Here is a 13,372-nt window from a genome sequence, read left to right as displayed (position 1 = left end):
TCTTTAATTTAGCTTCATTATTATTTATCTTCTTTAAGTTCATAGGACTAACCGAATGATAAGTTTTGGCTAAAGCCAGATGGAAATGGATTTTTTGACCAGAACGGGCTAAAGCCCGCTCCTATTGAATATGATAAATGTAGAATAATCAAAGCTGATCAATTACAGCCTAAAACCAGAACCTCGAATCTCATAATTCATCACTTATAATTTATAATTATCTTGCTTTTAGCCCCGATAGTAATGGTTACCCCGCAGCTTGAGTTGGAGAGTTGGTGGGGTTTGAGTGTAGCAGCGCACTGGCGCGAGGAGTATGAATGGATAGCGGGATCAAGCTCCTGATTTTTGATTTATTAGGATGTAGATTCTTTATCTTATTTAAGCCTTTATACTGCTTATGATCTATACAAATCTATTGAGAGGGCAGGAATGATTCAATACTTGCCAGAAACCACCTTATTTTAGCCGAAACAAATAAAAAAACCGCTTCTGCAAAGAAACGGTTCTCATTTATGATATATTGAATTACAATCGTATTGAAAAGAAACTTTAATTTGCCCCTATTGTAAAAACTATTTGTGCGCTATATGTTGCCGCAGGAATGGTTACAGAAACACCACCTATCTCCAGCTGCACATTCATGGCAGAATAGTTTACACTGTTGCCAAGACCTAATACTCCAGTAAATGTTATGGTTGAAAGGGTTACAGAGCCGGCTTGTGGTATCTCTATAAAATTGACATTTCCACCGGAAATTGTAGCGGTACATAGTACACAGAGACCGGTGATCGCTGTAGTTCCACCGCTTCTTTTTGCGTAAAGTTTCAAAGCACTATTCCAGGAAGTGGGAACATAGTGCATACTGATCTTAGCACCTGCACTGCTAAGGAGATTTAGAAAAGATCCGGGTAAATTACCGGATAATGTTAGTTGGCTTGGATTGTCGTAAGTTCCAGTATAGTTGGTTCCAGCCTCAGTGATTGTAGGAACGCTTACCGTCCAGTTAGTTCCCGCAATATTTATGGTTTGCCCCTCAAGATAACTGCCCATTATTAAAGCAATAATGTATAGATATCTTTTTAAGAGTATTTCTCTGAGAAAAGGACTGTTGATTTTCATTTTTAGATTTTATTCTGTGATGGTATAGGTAACTATAATAGCTGTATTAGCCTGTGCTTCTAAGTTAGAATAAGTATTAGTAGCGAGTGAAAAGGTGAGTGCATGCCCATTATTAGGACCATTACCGGTATATGCACCTCCAATACCACTAATGATCGTAACAGGGGTAGTTGTAAGAATAACCTGCCCTGAAGAAGTACCTAATGTTCCTCCGCCTGCTCCTGAAGCCGCTGCTGCCTGAAGTCTTATATTCACCCCAGGGATAAGTTTGTTAATAGATGCCGTAATTCTTCTGGTAGGCCCTGCGGAAGCAATAGCAGACGTGTAATTGACCCATTTTGATGTATTGGGAGTTGGAACCCCCAAAGCATTTCCAGCCTCGGTAGGTGCTGTAAAATTTAAAATAATATTTCCCGTAGGTTCAATATCCATTAAGGTTACTTTAGGCAATGTAAGAGTAACAGTGGTACTGGCAGTCTGGGAATAGATACAACCGGATGCAATAAAAGATACTAGTAATAATATGGGACGGATCAAAATCATCTTTTCTTTTTTATTTCATTATACCCTACTTTTAAGGACTCCTGTTGGTATTTTATTTCTATCTGCTGTTTGACAACATTGATGCTTAATTTCTTTGTTTCTGCAGGTTTTAAAGTAAACTGGAACTTGTCTGTTGAAATTTTATAGCGCTTATCCAGACCATTGCGGTACACTTTTACGATCCAATCCCCTGGTCGGAGATAAGTGAAATCAAAGTCGTCACCTATAAAGCAGATCTTACGGTAAGTCTGGTCATTACTGGTAGCTTCTACAATGATACTTTCCCTTTTTTTCTTTCCCTTTATAGTCTGCAGCTGTTCAATATCCGTTTGATCTTTTTCTCCAGTCTCAAGGAACTGAATATGCCCCTGAACATTAGCGGCAGTTGTTAATCCGAAATTTAAAGTATTTTCTTTATTCATAAGCGAAATTGCCGCTGGAAAAGTTTGAGTCGGAATATCGCTGATACCCATCGTTGAGCGGTCTATCTCCAGAAAATAATTGCCGGGGATAACATTTTTAAATAAATAATTACCTTCTTTATCTGTAATTGACAAATAGCTTCCGAGCATCAATCTTATTCCCTCAGTTTTTTTGATACCCAGATTGCTGATATTACCCATTAAAGTTACATATTCAGCCGTTTTCTGTACCGGAATATTTGGGCGCCATGTATACCGCATTGAAAATATAAAATCCTTATTTCCTATTTCTCCTCTTTGCAATGAATATCTGCCTGAAAGATCAAGTTCATTTCCGGGGAATAATTGCTGATGGAACAAAAGTTCAAATAAATTCCTGTCTTTGAAATATTCTTCCGGCATATAATTGTTCTGATAAAAAAGGCTTAAGCTGGTCTTGTCAGAAAACCGGCTGAAGATTCTTGCTCCATAATAAAAGTTTTTCTGATTTTCGAGCTGATATCTTGAACTGATGGCATAGCTTCCAAATAGATTAAAGGAAGTTCTGAATTTCTGAAACGAGAGATTGGCAGAATAGAAACTGGAGTTGCCGCTAAATCCAATAAGGTAATTATCTGTTTTCCCAAACTGCCCGTCAAGATTTATCTGGAATACTCCTATCTGCTGATTAATACTGATTTTAAAATACCGTTCATAATAATCAAACTGTTTAGGTTCCAAACGATCCTTGTAAGTTTGATAGCCGTTATTAAGGATGATAAAGCCACTAGGCATATATTTGTATTGTACTCCATATTGGAAATACTTTCGATAAGGTGCTGCCAGTAATAAAGTATCCCGTTGAAAATTTTTGGCGTCCTGCATATAATTGGCAAAAACACTCAGCTTTTTGGAAATATTATAATAAATATTACCGTTAAAAGTACTGGTATTCGTGAAATATCCTGCAAACTCAGGGCTTGCTTTCATATACATTAAGCTTCCATTGAATCGTTCAAAATTAGCTTCGGCCTGAACGATATAGGCTGTTCCATCCGTTTTTTTGGTTGTACTGTATGCAGCTTCGCCGGAAAGATTAATATTTTTTGTGATTTTAAATTTTCCTTTAGCATAGGGAAGATGGGCATCAGAGTCTAGCCTTACATCACTGTAATTGATCTCTCCCTTTCTGGGGGTCTTGTAAAGATATCCTACAGAAATTTCAGACTCTTTTCTGATCTTAAAGGCTGAATAGAAATTGAACTCATCTTTTATATCCCTGAAAAACCTGGGATGGTTGTAAAAACCACCGAAACTTACTTTATTAAAATCATATCGGACTTCTGCACCGCGGCCATATCTTGCAAACTCTGTCAAATATGAAGAAGAATACGTTTTGTCACCAAGATGAACCGAAAATTTATCCCGTTTATAATTCACAAAATACTCTTCATATTGGGTAAATGTATTGAGCTCTATAGGATTGTGTGTGACTGCCCGAAATTCAATCTGGTTTTTATTGTCTTTATCGAGTGTTCCTTTACCGTAGATCTCTCCCTGAAAACCATCATTATACACTCCCATATTCTGCATTCCAATGAAAGATAACGAAACAGCAACGGGAAGCCTGTGATAAATGTCGTTTTCAGACGGCTTTACTGATATTACCTGAGTGCTTATATAGACACTCTGACTGTCTTTAAAATTACCTTTTGAATAAACCGAAAGATTAAGGTTCTGAAATTCGTTTTGGGAAAGCTCAGGATTTGTTACTTTATGAATCGTTATTATTTTTGAGTCATTAGGTGCCAGTACTAATGATGATTCATTGTCAACAATGGCATTTTTACTTTCCAAGATAATATCTTCTGTTACATTGCCATTATTTTTTAAAAGAAATGAAGCGCGGATAGTTTCTCCAGCCCTTACAAACTCTGGTGAACTCAAAGCTGTGACAGATATATTCCGGTTTCCGGAAACAGTGATTTTTGAAGTTTTGGCAAAGGATATTGCATTATTTCTGTCTGTAATATTCAATGTTACAGAATAGATACCCTGTCCAGTTTCTGTTGCAATACGCAGAGGAACCAGATATACTGATGTTTCGTGAGGAGCAATTTGAAGTTCGCCTTTTGATAAAATCGGGATGATATGCGGACTTGAGGTACCCACTGAAATATCATAAGTCCTGTTTTCAGCTGAATTATTTTCTAATGTGAACGGGATAGAAGTAGACATTCCCGGTAATAAACTATCTTTTTTACTCATCAATCGGTTAGATTGCTGTTGAGAAAAAATAAATACCGGGAATAATGATATAATAAATAAAGTCCAAGTTCTAATCATTTTTTACTTCTAATTCCACATTGAGTGCAAATGCATTCTCCTCTTCATCAGTTGCTATAATTGCTGCTTTATATTTTTCAGGAGGTACTTTACTGATATCAATGTAAAATGTTTTGGACGTATTGGGCAGAAGTCCCATCGTTAAACTTGAATAAGTACCTAATTTTTCCCCCGTGTTACGGTTATAGATTTCAATAGCTGTTGTGGGTTTACAATAAAGATTGCCATTGTTTGCGATGGCTACCATCACAGTCCGTTTTCCCTCTAGCTTTTCTACTTTTACGCTTTCAAACTTAAGGATTGGCTTAGCTTTTTCTGTTTCAGAATCTGTAATGACCTGGATAGCATATCGTATAACAGAAGTAATGTTTACTCCTGCTTTATTGTCACTAGGTTTTATGTCCTCCACCGGTTCTACAATGATGACACTCCAATAGCTTCCGGGATCGATGGCTTGATTGGGAACCGTAATTTCATAAAATACCTCTGTTTTCTCATTACCTTTAAGAGTAACCAGGTTGGTATTAAGTTTTACCCATTCTCCATTAGAGCGTTTGTTGGTATGCAGTGCTGTGTAATTGATGGTTCCGTCAGCCTGGTAGGTAAAGTCCTGTAAAAATAATTTTACACTCTGAGGATTTTTGCTTGTATTTTCAATGGCAACTTTTCCTTTGTACACCTTTCCGTTTTCAATTTTGTAAGAATGCGTAAGCCCGTTGAGAATCACAATACCGGCATGTAAAAAGCTGAACTGCAACATCAGGGTGATCAAAAGAAGAATACGCTTTATCATCATCATTATTTAAAGTTTGGAGTTAATCATTAATAATACAAAACCAGGAAGAAACTGAATGCCAGCTTCTTCTTGTTTTCGAATGCAGAAAAGAATTTTATTTAAATTCTAATTGTCTGATATTGTATACGTAACGGTAGCTACTACAGTGGCTGTTGCCTGTAAGTCTGCATAAGCTGCCACCCCTCCAGGGCCGCTTCCTGCAGCAAGAGCATACGTAAGATTGTGGCCGTTATTTGCTCCATTTCCTGTATAAGCACTTCCAATTCCAGAAATAATAGTCTGGCCGGCAGCACTTAAAGTCAATAGACCTGCGGATGTTCCTAATGTACCAGCTCCGGCTCCGGTAGCTGCAGCAGCAGTTACATGAAGATCAACTCCAGGGATGATAGCATTCATACTTACACTTACATTACGGGTAGGATCTGCAACAGATTTGATGGAAGAATAATTAAGCCATAAGGTAGTGTTGGCCGTAGCTGGAGTAATAGGATTCCCTGCTTCTGTAGGCGCTGTAAATCCAAGAGTAATATTTTTCGTGGCAGCTGGTTCAATATCTACCAAAGCAACTTCAGGAATAGAAATTGTGACGGTATGGCCATCCGAATTGGTATCCTGCGCGCTCAGATTTCCAGACAGAGCAAACGCAAATAAAGACATTGCAATAGTTAAATTTAATTTTTTCATGATACTGATAATTAGTTAAGTGAATATAACGAAATTCAGTATACTTTGAAAAAAAAATACAATAATTTTCATATTGATGCTTATTTGCATTATGTAATGAATTATAATTGAAAGATGCTTTAAAGATAACTCAAAAAAAGACCTGTACGTTTTGGTACAGGTTTTTGTAGATATTTGAATCATTTTTTATGCCCAATGTGGATCAGATACAGAAACTTTTCCGGTCTCTATTCTTCCCGCAAAATGCCATAGATGATCGTTTAGCGTTAATTTCAAATCATACCAGCCTTTATTTTTATCAAGATCGATACTGATTTTTTCTTCCGGTTTTTGTACAGAAATTGTTTTTTTAGTTTTTCCGTACAGATCTTCCATGCTTATGGAAATATTTTTGCTTTTGTGGTTTCTGATGATCAGTTCAATCTGATTTTTTGAGGTCATATTCACCAAAACTATCTCTAATTCTGGAATATTACTTCCCTTAAACTTCCTGAAAAAGCCATTGGGACCGAAAACTTCATACTCATAGGCTCCGGAATGTACAGCATGGGACAGTTCCTGCTTTGCATATAATGCATATGAAAAATGATAATGAGTACTGTTGAATTGAGTTCTGTCGTAGACAAGCAAAGGAACTCCATTCTCTTTTAAATTGATCATTTTTATATTCCCGCCTTCCAGATTGACATGAAAATGATAAGGCAGCGGGTTAGATGGTTTCAACCCTCTTTCCTGAATTTCAAGTAAATTATTATTAAGCTCGCTTTCAGAATACCATTTCAAATTGGGAACAGGTTTGTTTTTGGCTGCATTGATGGTTTTAGCATAGTCTTTCTGATCCAGATAATTCATCTGTGGAGCTTTTACACTGGAAGAATTGAAGGCAGAGGTAAGATCTCCGCATATTGATCTTCTCCAGTCACTGATATTGTCAACATGAACATTCTTATTGAATTTTTTCATGATAAATTTCTCCAGAAACTGCAGCACAGACGTGTGATCTGAAACTTCAGAATTGACAAAGCCTCCTTTTGTCCATGGTGAAGCAATGATCATGGGAACTCTATACCCAAGACCTACGGTACCTTCAATTTTTTCATAATTTTTTAAAGAAGGATTTGACATATATTCCTGGGATTGATCTACATATTCGACCCCTTCTTTTCCATTCATATCCACAGGCTGGCTTGGATTCACCGGTGGTGCAAAAGGAAGAACGTGGTCAAAATATCCGTCATTTTCATCATAATTGATGATAAATATTGTTTTTTTCCAGGTTTCAGGATCTTTGGTAAGAATATTCAACACTTCAGAAATATACCATGCACCATACCATGGTGATCCCGGGTGATCAGAGAAATGTTCGGGAGCTACCAGCCAGGAAACCAGTGGAAGTTTTTTCTCTTCCACATCTTTACGGAACTGGAACAATACATCTCCTTCCGGAACAACCAGTCGTTCTCCGTTTTCATCCTTTCCGATTTCCAGATTCCAGTAATCAGGATCGTTTACATTGGTAGTGAAAGCTTTTTCATGAAGGTTTTTTTCTTCTTTTGAAAGCTTTGAATAATTATCCGGATGGTATTTTATCTGATCTTCCTGAACTTCAGCCATCATGGCTTCCAGTCTCTCTTTCTGCTTAGGATTTTTTTCAATCTCCTGTTTCAGATAGGCTATGATATTAGGGATATTCTGATAATATCCTTTTGAAAACTTTACGTTGAATTTTGAAAACCATTCAATCGGGTTATCAGTGAAATTACTTAACCAGGCTTCCTGTTCCCCGGACATTCCTTTTGGAAGGCTTATTTCATTCTGATAAATTCTCCACGAAACATTCTGCTGTTCCAAAATCTCTGGGAAACTTTTCCATTTTGCCTGTTTCGCTTTATCATAATCAATATTTTCGTTGACAACATTGGCCTTTACTTTTCCGTTTTGCTGTTCTCTTAATGTTCCTGACCAAAGGAACAATCTGTTCGGAGTAGTTCCGGTAAGGGAAGAGCAGAAATACTGATCGAATATGGTAAAGGCATCGGCCAGCTGATAATAGAACGGAAGATCTTCACGGTTGTAATACCCTAATGTCAACGGAATATTTTTATAATCTTTATTTCCTGAGGCTTTAGCCTGAAGCCACTGGTCATATTTTCCTTTATTCAGAGCTTTTTGCTGATCTGCCCATGAGTGAGGCAGTGAGCTCATCCAGGTTGATTTTGTATTTCTTAAATCCAGACGGGCAGGAGATGCATATTTTCCTTCGTCATTCTTTTGAAAGAAAACGGAATGTCCATCCTGCTTTATAAAAGCTCTTTTATCCAGGAAACCCCTTACTCCTTTGAGTGCCCCAAAAGCATGGTCAAATGAGCGGTTCTCCTGCATCAGGATTACGACATGTTCTGCATCAAAAAATGTAGACTGGGCAGCCGGATCAATGGCTAAAGCTTTTAAAATGGAAGGATGAAGAACACTTGAAGTTCCCAATCCTGCTAATAAAAGACTTGATTTCTCTAAAAATTCTCTTCTGTTCATATTCAATCGTAATAAGAAAGAAACCGCAAGTTAATAGGATTTTCCTGCGGTTTCTTTGTTTTATATAAAATTAATCAGATTTCTATTGTAACCACCAAGGTTTAGAGTTAATATTATCATTTCCTCCATATTGAGCGGCTACTGCAGCTTTTAAATTACTGCTGTTATAGTTGTATTCAGATTGTGGATATCTGAATCTGAACGGTGCAGCAACCCCATTTTTCAGAGGATAGTTTGGATATCCGGTTCTTAAGTAGTCAAAATAAGAGGTCCATTGTGCCTGATGGAACATCGTCATATATTTTTGAGTCATGATTTTTTCCACCTGCGTTTGCAAAGGATCAGCATTATTATAAACTACCAATGGCGTTGCCAGATATTGGTTCACATCAAAACCTGAGAAATATTGTCCCGGATTTTTTACATAGGTCTGATAAAAACTGAAACTTGCTTTGATGGCATTATCATAATGTGTTTTTGCAGATCCGGAAATCCACCCTCTGGCAGTAGCTTCTGCCAGAATAAATTCTAATTCCGAATAGCTAAGAACTGAAGCCGGCTCATTGGTTGGATCTTTATAAAAACGGTCGTTCACTTTAGAGATGTTTTTTGCTGTGATCAGAGCAGCATTGTCAGAATAAGGAGAAGTAGGATTTCCTCCATTATAAGCTGTATAATCTGTGATGGCTTTTCCGGCTTCTTTAGCCCCGGTAGTCTGTGCTGCAAACGTAAACAGACGTGGGTCTTGTCTGCTTTTGAACATATTGATGAAATAGTCTGCCATATACAAACTGGAACCATATCCGCTGTTGTTAAACATTGTATATCTGCTGTCTGCAGCATCCGCAAACTTAAGCTCCCCGTTATCAGCAATAGAAGTCATGAGAGACTGGCTTCCTGCAATAGAAGCAAATTCTGTCGCAATATTATAACTTCCTACCGTAGTTTTTTTAGATAAAGTGATCAGAACTTTCAGACGGAATGAGTTGATGAGTTTCTTCCATTTTAAAGCATCTCCGTTATAAACAATATCGCCTTCAATTTTATCATTGGTATTAATAAGATCATTGGCTTCTTTCAATTCTGATAAAATTCCGGACATGATGGCTTCCTGGCTATCATACTTTGGTTGTGTAATTCCGGATTCTCCTTTTGCAGCTTCGGAATAAGGAGCACTTCCTACTTTTAAGCTGATATTGAAAAAATGATAGGCTCTCAGAAACTTACCAATAGCGGCATAGTTTTTATTGTTGATCTTTTCAGCTTCCTGCATCATTTTTCCTGTATTCAGGAGTCCTTTGGTGTAGACTTCAAAAGAGGCATCATTCCATTTCATATACTGGTATGCATTTTCACCATCCGTACCAATCATCATTCTTGAGGCATACATATTATCACCGTTTACCTGAAACGTATATTTTTCTACATAGGTCAGAAGAAATTTAGGATCAATGCTGGCCTGATCATTAGGGTTTTCATTGATTTTATCAAGGTTGGATTCACATGAAGCCAATGTCAGAAGTCCTGCAGCAAATAAAGATTTCATCAGCCACTTTCCCGTTTTACCTTTTTGCCCTTTCACTTTATTGATATTATTTTTCATTGTCTTGACGTACTTTTTAGTTAAAACTTAAGATTAAAACCGATTCCGAACCATCTGCTCGAAGGATCCTGAATATCATTTTCCGTTTTTGCCTGGAAATCAGGGTCAGAATAAAGGTTCTTTGATTTTTTCCACATCGCCAGATTATAGGCAGAAATATTGGCAGTGAAACCTTTTACCATTCCTTTTGGGTTCAGTAATGAAGAGAAATCATATTCCAGTACTACAGATCTAAGTTTGATGAAAGTTCTGTCAAAAACGTTAGCAAACTCTTCACTTTCATCCTGCGTTACCCTTGCCTGGTATGGATAATTCTGCGCCCAGTCCTGGAAGCTGATCGCTTTTGTATGTGGAGTATAAAGACCGGTTGTAGGATTAAAATTAACCCCATCCGGTACAAAATAATAGGATCCCGGATTTGCATATTCCAGATCTCTGTACGCTACGGAATTAGGATGTTTTCCTCCCCACCACATTTTTTCCACTACCTGAGACCTCATCACACCACCGATGCTTCCATCGATTCCGATATTTAAAGTAAATTTCTTGTATTTGAAAGTGTTGTTGAAACCAAAGGTCCAGTCCGGATTAAAATGTCCCAGATTGCTTGGTGCATTGGCTCTTGTCGGCATTCCTGTATTGGCATCCAGAATGACTTTTCCGTCCGGAGATTTTTGCCATGTATAATCATAATAACTGTCCATTCTTTCACCTAACTTGATGTTTTTATAGTTAGGCATATTGTCATAGATGGAAGTCAGCTTTTGCTCATAAGTACTCCAGTTGATTAAAGTTTTCCAACTGAAATCAGCAGTTTTTACCGGAACTAGCCCAAGGGAAACTTCAAATCCTTTGGTGGTATACTCATTCCCGTTTACATATTGTGAAGTGAAGCCTGATGATTCTGCAGCCGGGAACTGAAGAATATTATTATAATCTAATGTTCTGAAATAAGTGGCATCTAAGGTAATTCTGTTATTCAGGAAACCTGCACTTAACCCTAATTCATAAGACTTTGTCTGCTCCGGCTTCAGAGAGTTTTCTACGTTCAGAGTGGTTGGGTAATAATAAGTAGGATTTCCGTTGAATGTAACTCCCTGATTATTCAGATAATAATTTCTGATAGAATAAGGCTGGAAGTCATACGCTACTTTTGCCCATGAAGCAGAAAGCTTTAACATATTAATAGATTCCGGCAATTTTACAAGGTTTGAAATAACTGCACTGATGGAAGCTGAAGGATAGAAGTAAGATCTGTTGGCCTTAGGCAGGGTAGAAGACCAGTCGTTACGTCCTGAAATATTAATGAAGAAAGCATTGTACAACCCGATATCAATCGTAGAATAAGCACTGTAAATCAACTTTTCCTTTAGATAGGAATAATTTTTCAGCGCTCCGATCGAGTTTTCAAACGTGTACACTTCCGGAATTTTTAAACCGTCCGTAGATCTTTCGTTGTTATTGTTTTTATAATAGAAAGCTGAACCTCCGGCATTGATGGTGAAATCAAAGTTTTCAGATATTTTTTTCTTGTAAGTTGCCAGCACATCATAATTGAGGTTCCATGTTTTGTTGTCCCTTAAAATATAACCTCCACTTCTTGGTGCATCGTAGTTGAAATAGGAATAAGGGCTTAATACCTCTGTTTTGCTATGATTTTCCACAAGAGATATTCTACCCTTTACTGAAAGATCCTGGGTAGCCTTATACTCTAAAGCGGTCTGAGCATTGATGATATTCGTTCTGTTCTGATTTTTATAATACTCAGCTCCGAACCATGGATTATTGTACCAGGCGTAGTTCCAGTTGGCTTGTGCCGTTCCTTCCCTTCCCGGAATCCACATGTGATTTTTTAGAGCTTTTCCGTCTACATCACCTCCCATCCAGATCAGGATGGTGTACATATGTCCGCTTGGGTTGTAATTATAGTTGGGAATATTAGGAGTAAAAGCCTGGTTGAAATTGAATTTCGTATCAAATATTAATTTATCTCCCAGATGATTCTCAGAAGAGAAGTTGATGCCGTATTTCTGAAGATAGGAATTAGGAATTCGGTCATCATAATTCATGAAGTTTCCTGAAAACCTGTATATATCTTTATTATCTCTATAGCTGATGGCGAAATTATTGTTGTTAATTACCGCAGGCTTTAAGAAAGTACTTAAGTTATCGTGGTATTTCCAGTCAATCGGAACTCTTTCGTATCTTGATTTATCATCATACTGAGTTCCTGTTACTGCTCCGTACCATGGAACAACCTGTCCCGTTACTTTATCTCTGATAGGGCTGTTCCATTGGGCAATCTGTAAACCCGGAACAAATTTTGGTCCCCAGATCATATCTCCATCATTCACCCCACCATCAGCTCCGTCCCAGAATTCATATTTTCCGTGAGAACCGTTACCGTATTCTGTCTGGGTTTTGGGAAGATTGGTAAATCCTCCGGTGATCATAGTATTCTGAGAAAATTCTACAGAGAATCCTTTCTTCTTAGCATTTTTTGTTGTGATCAAAACAGCTCCGTAACGACCTCTTGAACCATATAAAGCGGAAGCGGTAGCTCCTTTCAATACGTTAATGTTTTCAATATTGTTAGGATCCAGATTCTGGAAAACTTCTCTTTCCACAATTACCCCATCAATAACAAAAACCAGGTTGGAGTTTCCTCTTAAAGTAAACTGAGGCGCCTGCTGCATTCCGGTTGGGTTGGAAACATTCAGACCGGCTACCTGTCCTGAGAATAAATTCCCAATGCTTGGTGTGGTGATGGTTTCAAACTGTTTTGTTCCCACTTCCTGAGTAGAATACCCAATCTTTTCTTTCTTTTTAGCAATACCTAATGCGGTAATCACAACCCCTTCAATCTGCTTTTCGTTTGGCTTTTTTAAAATAACAGAATACTGTTTTTTGGAAGAAACCTCAACGGTATAAACGGAAAAATCAGGAGCAAAAAACTCAAGAATGTCTTTAGGGTTTGCAGAAATGGTGAAATTACCATTTTGATCTGTAGTAGCAGTCTTTCCTGTGTTTTTGTCGGTGATGTTTACACCGGAAACACTAGAACCGTTTTCTGATTTTACATTTCCGGAGATATTGATTTCCTGAGCGGAAAAATAAAGGGGAAGTAAAAAAACGGCAAAAGTAGCTAGAGTCTTCTTCATTTTTTTGAAGACAAATTTAGCGGAGCACTGTTACCTGTATTTTAATGAAGTATTAAAATAAAAATACGATTTTAATATTTTTTAACACAAAGAATTAATAGAATGGTAAAACCAAAATAGTCTTTTGTATAAGGACTTTTGCTTTATTGTATAGATATTAATATAAGGTAGGAAGCTGTGAGAGGGA

Annotated in this window: 8 protein-coding genes; all 8 read right to left on the bottom strand. The window is 37.5% G+C overall.

Going from position 1 to position 13,372, the window contains the following annotated elements:
* Window positions 1-549 precede the first annotated feature (549 nt).
* A complete protein-coding gene (locus DBR39_RS21910; RefSeq protein WP_124536673.1) occupies window positions 550-1,119 on the bottom strand; it encodes a hypothetical protein in 570 nt (189 codons plus the stop codon).
* Between the two features lie 9 nt (window positions 1,120-1,128).
* The gene (locus DBR39_RS21905; RefSeq protein WP_124536671.1) at window positions 1,129-1,662 is read right to left on the bottom strand and encodes a hypothetical protein; all 534 of its coding nucleotides are present in this window, start codon (window positions 1,660-1,662) and stop codon (window positions 1,129-1,131) included.
* Entirely contained in the window at window positions 1,659-4,409 is a 2,751-nt protein-coding gene (locus DBR39_RS21900; protein ID WP_124536669.1) for a hypothetical protein, read from the bottom strand. The genes DBR39_RS21905 and DBR39_RS21900 overlap by 4 nt, the downstream gene beginning before the upstream one ends.
* Window positions 4,402-5,208: a WxL protein host-binding domain-containing protein gene (locus DBR39_RS21895; protein ID WP_228447896.1), complete on the bottom strand. Its 807-nt coding sequence runs from the start codon at window positions 5,206-5,208 to the stop codon at window positions 4,402-4,404. The genes DBR39_RS21900 and DBR39_RS21895 overlap by 8 nt, the downstream gene beginning before the upstream one ends.
* Window positions 5,209-5,310: 102 nt before the next feature.
* Entirely contained in the window at window positions 5,311-5,889 is a 579-nt protein-coding gene (locus tag DBR39_RS21890; RefSeq protein WP_124536667.1) for a hypothetical protein, read from the bottom strand.
* Window positions 5,890-6,075: 186 nt separating this feature from the next.
* Window positions 6,076-8,421 carry a phosphocholine-specific phospholipase C gene (locus tag DBR39_RS21885; protein WP_124536665.1) on the bottom strand — a complete coding sequence of 782 codons (2,346 nt, stop codon included), beginning with the start codon at window positions 8,419-8,421 and terminating at the stop codon, window positions 6,076-6,078.
* A gap of 82 nt (window positions 8,422-8,503) precedes the next feature.
* On the bottom strand, window positions 8,504-10,024 hold the full coding sequence (locus DBR39_RS21880; protein ID WP_228447895.1) for a SusD/RagB family nutrient-binding outer membrane lipoprotein: 1,521 nt from the start codon (window positions 10,022-10,024) through the stop codon (window positions 8,504-8,506).
* Between the two features lie 20 nt (window positions 10,025-10,044).
* A complete protein-coding gene (locus tag DBR39_RS21875; RefSeq protein ID WP_185147242.1) occupies window positions 10,045-13,185 on the bottom strand; it encodes a SusC/RagA family TonB-linked outer membrane protein in 3,141 nt (1,046 codons plus the stop codon).
* Window positions 13,186-13,372 lie beyond the last annotated feature (187 nt).

This window comes from Chryseobacterium sp. KBW03, from assembly GCF_003852415.1.
GTDB lineage: Bacteria > Bacteroidota > Bacteroidia > Flavobacteriales > Weeksellaceae > Chryseobacterium > Chryseobacterium viscerum.
This window is presented reverse-complemented; position numbering and strand designations above follow the sequence as displayed.

Bases quoted from the DNA above. Each gene is read 5' to 3' on its own strand.
- DBR39_RS21905 (WP_124536671.1), bottom strand. From the start codon at position 1,662: ATGATTTTGATCCGTCCCATATTATTACTAGTATCTTTTATTGCATCC.
- DBR39_RS21880 (WP_228447895.1), bottom strand. From the start codon at position 10,024: ATGAAAAATAATATCAATAAAGTGAAAGGGCAAAAAGGTAAAACGGGA.
- DBR39_RS21875 (WP_185147242.1), bottom strand. From the start codon at position 13,185: ATGAAGAAGACTCTAGCTACTTTTGCCGTTTTTTTACTTCCCCTTTAT.
- DBR39_RS21890 (WP_124536667.1), bottom strand. From the start codon at position 5,889: ATGAAAAAATTAAATTTAACTATTGCAATGTCTTTATTTGCGTTTGCT.
- DBR39_RS21895 (WP_228447896.1), bottom strand. From the start codon at position 5,208: ATGATGATGATAAAGCGTATTCTTCTTTTGATCACCCTGATGTTGCAG.
- DBR39_RS21910 (WP_124536673.1), bottom strand. From the start codon at position 1,119: ATGAAAATCAACAGTCCTTTTCTCAGAGAAATACTCTTAAAAAGATAT.
- DBR39_RS21900 (WP_124536669.1), bottom strand. From the start codon at position 4,409: ATGATTAGAACTTGGACTTTATTTATTATATCATTATTCCCGGTATTT.
- DBR39_RS21885 (WP_124536665.1), bottom strand. From the start codon at position 8,421: ATGAACAGAAGAGAATTTTTAGAGAAATCAAGTCTTTTATTAGCAGGA.